The sequence below is a fragment of the Salmonella sp. SAL04214 genome, from assembly GCF_046550615.1.
In the GTDB taxonomy this organism is placed as follows: domain Bacteria; phylum Pseudomonadota; class Gammaproteobacteria; order Enterobacterales; family Enterobacteriaceae; genus Salmonella; species Salmonella enterica.
The window spans coordinates 1-4,413 of sequence record NZ_JBGDXT010000022.1; the positions used below are offsets into that span (position 1 = coordinate 1).

A 4,413-nucleotide genomic window follows, 5' to 3' on the forward strand; every position below is an offset into this window, starting at 1 on the left:
CATTAAGAAAGCTGGTCAAATAAAATGATGGAATTTAAAAAAAATTATTTTTGGCATGTATCTGTAATCATTATTGGCCTTGCCATTGGCTTAGTGCATCACATTTATATTTATCCGAATTTTTTTCACGCAGATTCAGCAGCATATCAAGTTCTAGCTTCAGCCATAAGAGATGAAGGGGTTTTACTTCCACATGATTTTTTCTACGGCAACCAACTTATTATGCTAAAAATAAGCCCATTCATAGCCTTAGCCAACTACATTGGTTTTTCAGGATATAAGGCTTATGCAATAGGCGGTGCAATAGCGATCTGCGTTTGGTTTTATATTTGCAATCTAATTATCTCTAAATATTGTGGAAATAAATATTTTTCACTTTTACTATCAACTTGCTTATTCATTCCGCTTGGTATGGATGATATTGATTTTTTACTTGGTCAGGAATCGCATCTTTCGAATGTAGTACTTTCTATTATGATATGCCTACCGGTTATCATATATATTCAAGAAAGCAAAAAGAGTTTTTTGTGTATTTCTGCCCTTGCTGTTATTCTAATGACTGCAGAGCAACCAATTAGAACTTTGATTATTATAGCACCTTTTATTTTATTCATACTGATTATATTCAGATCAAAAACTTCAGTTGTGTCAATGTTATCTATAGCTGTATCTTTTGTTATCGGCAAGATGGCAAATGATTATCTTTTAGGCAGACATTTCCCACTCAAGGTCGACTATTCTCAAGCATCGTTGTTAATATCTCCAGATAAAGCAATTGACAATCTTTTTATAATTTTAAAGTCAATCCTGGTGTACTCTTCATCCTCTAGCTTGGCTGTTGGAAGTAATGCAATAGGAATATTGACACCTTTCTACTTTATGGGTTTATTGTATATACTTTTATTTATTGCAACTATTGTATATGGCTTAAAAATATTTCTTCATATTTTGATTGATGGCAGAAAAACTAAAACCAGTATTTGTCGACTAGATCTGTTATGTGCATTGGGAGCTACAGGTTTTGTTTTAGGACTGCTACTTATATCATGCCTCAACCCAGAAGGGCGTCATATTTTCTGGGCAACTTGTATACTAAAAATTTCTGTATTTGCCACCATTTTTAAAATTTTTAAAATTAATATAAAAAATAATGCATATACATATTCATTAACTATTGCAATGGCTATATGCATGTCAGCTATAGCACCAGTACTATATACAACAAAAGCAAAGCCTTTTAGTTACAATAAATCCAATATGAATTCAGAAATAAATAAAAAAATTATTTCAATTGTAAAGTCAACTGGAATAACATATATTTATGGAGAGGATTTTTGGAGAATGCAACTATTAAACTCGATTGATGCAGAAGTACACTCTTCTGAACTCACAGACGCTTATGATAAATTTGTAATTCCTAGAACATGGTTGTCCAGACCAAGTTGGTACTGCATTAATGGTGAGGTTTTATATTACACAAAAGATGGTAAGGCGGATAAAATAATAGAGTCAGAATTAAAGAGTAAAAACGGAAAAATATTATATAACGGTGCGGAAGGAAAAATATGGTTAGGGCCTGTAATATGGAGCAAGCCTAAGTGGTGTAATTAACTATAATTCCGCCTCAGAGACTGTAATTTAAATTGTGTAGCTGCCTGTTTTTGATATGTTCATTCCGACAACGGAGACAGGCAATTTATGGACGAAAATAAACTCAAAGCGCTGGCTGCTGAACTGGCTAAAGGCCTTAAAACCAAAGCCGATCTCAACCAGTTTTCCCAGATGCTGACGAAGCTTACTGTCGAAACTGCGCTCAATGCAGAACTGACTGACCATCCCGGGCATGAGAAAAACATGCACAATAAAGCTCAAACATCCGTAATGGCTACTCGTCAAACATCCTGCTTTGCGGTGATGGCGAGATTGAATTGAACACGCCGCGTGACTGTGAAAACACCTTCAAACCTCAGTTGATTAAGAAGAACCAGACGCGGCTCACGCAGATAGACAGCCAGATTTTTATCGCTATATGCCAAAGGCATGACCACGCACGAAATCGCCGCCACCTTTAAAGAAATGTACGATGCCGATGTGTCGCTCACATTGATATCCAAAGTCACAGATGCCCTAAAAGAGCAGGCTACGGAGTGGCAAAACCGGTAACTGGATGCGCTGTATCCCATCGTTTACATGGGCTGCATTGTCGTAAAAATCCGTCAACATGACAGCGTCATAAACAGAACTGTCTTCCTGGCGCTGGGTATCAACACCGAAGGCCAGAAAGCGCTGCCGGGTAGGTGACTGACCGAAAATGAAGGCGCAACATTCTGGCTGAATGTGCTGGTGGAGCTGAAAAATCGTGGTTTTCAGGACATCCTGATTGCCTGTGTGGACGGCCTGAAAGACTTTCCGGATGCGATAAACAGCGTCTATCCGCAGCCCCATATCCAGCTGTGCATCATCCATATAGGTACGTAGCAGCCTGAAATACGTGTCCTGGAAAGACTACAAGGCGGTCACCAGTGGTCTGAAGACGGTTTACCGAAGAGGCGGCGCTGATGATGCTGAATGTGTTCGCGGGCGTGTGTGACGACAAATACCCGCAGATCAGCAAAAGCAGGCGTGCGCACTGGGAAAACCTGAACACATTCTTCAGCTACCTGCCGGATATCCGCCAGGCGATCTACACCACAAACGCTATCGAATCACTGAACAGTGTGATCCGGGCCGAGATAATAAATGCAAGGTATTCCCAAGAGACGACTCAGTGTGGAAGGTTATTTATCTAGCGATCAAAGATGTCTCAAAAAAGTGGAGTATGCCGATCCAGCACTGGCGGCTGGCAATGAGTCGTTTTATTATTGAGGTCGGTGACCGCCTGAGCGATCACCTTTAATACAGTGGCAGTTACACAGAATTATGGACAGGCTCCTTATTGACTACTCTATAACAATCCTTGCATCATCATAGTAAATTACATATGCGTTATCAATCTCTTTTATATGCCCTTCCCGTCCATACTGGTTTAATATCTTATCAATATCATGCTTGAACTCTGTGACGATATATCTTGATTTAAAACCGTACCATGCTTTATTGGACAGCCAGTTTAACCTAACCGCTTTGTTTTCATCAGTAAACGTGATTGGCCTTACGTCTCCGTTTTTAAACAGAGTCACAGCAGACGCAACCCAGAATGTGCCGTAACCATCACCGAGGTTATTATCACGAACAAATTTACTAATATCTTGTACTCTCGAATTCGGTAGTTCGTATCTTCCGCTTGGGATGAAAATAAAAATCAGTATGATGGTTGAAGCAAAAGCATAGAGTCTTTGCTCGGCTTGTGAATTTAGATAGCGTGCAATTAGAGCGGATCCAGTAATAAAAGAGAAAACCAGATACCTTGTAGTGTCAAGGTCTACAGGCATATTACTTGCTACATATGCGACTGGTAGCAATACTGAGGAAATGGATAATGCAGTATCAACAAACGACGCTTTAAACCTTTTTTTGATAGCTACAACTAAAAGAGCTAACCAGAATATCATCACTGCAAACCTGCTGAATATCATCGCATTGCTTACAGAAAGCTGTTTCCCAAAAATGAAGGCGTCGAAATACTGGATGATACCAACAATGAAAAGATTGAGGTTAGATGGTATATTCTCGTAGCTAACAAATGCTGGAGGTTGAGTCCCGGGGGTGTTCAGTAGACCAAAATAATTCGCTACTAAAGCAAGAAACTTTGCTATGACAACACCAACAATAACTGCAAATACATAGCGCCACTTGCTAAAGTCTTTGTTTATCAATAAATGCACAACAAAGGTAACAACTATCGGTATAGTGATATAGTAGTTGAATATCGAGTCGCTGAATACAGATGCAACAGTGAGAGTCGTAACGCATGCCAGTTTAGCTATTGTGTGTTTATCACACCTAAGCATATTTAAGCACACCAGAGCAAATATGATAGTTCCTACATGTACACATGTTCCTAGTGTCATGGTTGACGCCATAGGAGATGAAATGATTACGCATGGAATTAGCGCTGCGATTGACCACTTCATTTTCCCATCTGTATGTGACAGAGCAAAGACCAGCATAATAGTAATCGTGTAGAATACGGCTGGTAACACATACATCAGGTATATGCTGTCACCAAAAATCCTGATTAATATCGTATACCATATCGCTTCAGTGAAATAAAACGATACAGTAGAAAGAGTCCATCCTCGTAGCAGAATGTTTCCATCCGCCATATCTTTTGCTTCTAAAAATAAAGATGCTCCATCAGATGTAACTGGGTTATTGAAGGAAATATAAAGAGGCAAAGCGCGAACACGCATAATGAGAATATCAAATATAAAGCCACCATGCTTTTATTTAACACTATTCTTCCCCTTCAAA

General features: G+C 39.2%; 2 protein-coding genes and 1 pseudogene. 2 read left to right on the forward strand and 1 reads right to left on the reverse strand.

Annotation, left to right across the window (positions count from 1 at the left end):
- The first annotated feature begins 24 nt into the window (after nt 1–24).
- Together ACLJQD_RS22815 and ACLJQD_RS22820 are read left to right on the forward strand one after the other, a co-directional pair.
- Nucleotides 25–1,611, forward strand: a complete 1,587-nt coding sequence (locus ACLJQD_RS22815) for a hypothetical protein (protein ID WP_023242668.1) — start codon at nt 25–27, stop codon at nt 1,609–1,611.
- Nucleotides 1,612–1,698: 87 nt separating this feature from the next.
- A pseudogene (locus tag ACLJQD_RS22820) lies at nt 1,699–2,896 on the forward strand (IS256 family transposase).
- A 43-nt stretch (nt 2,897–2,939) separates the two neighbouring features.
- Here the strand turns inward: ACLJQD_RS22820 and ACLJQD_RS22825 are convergent.
- On the reverse strand, nt 2,940–4,352 hold the full coding sequence (locus ACLJQD_RS22825) for a hypothetical protein (RefSeq protein WP_410967632.1): 1,413 nt from the start codon (nt 4,350–4,352) through the stop codon (nt 2,940–2,942).
- Nucleotides 4,353–4,413 lie beyond the last annotated feature (61 nt).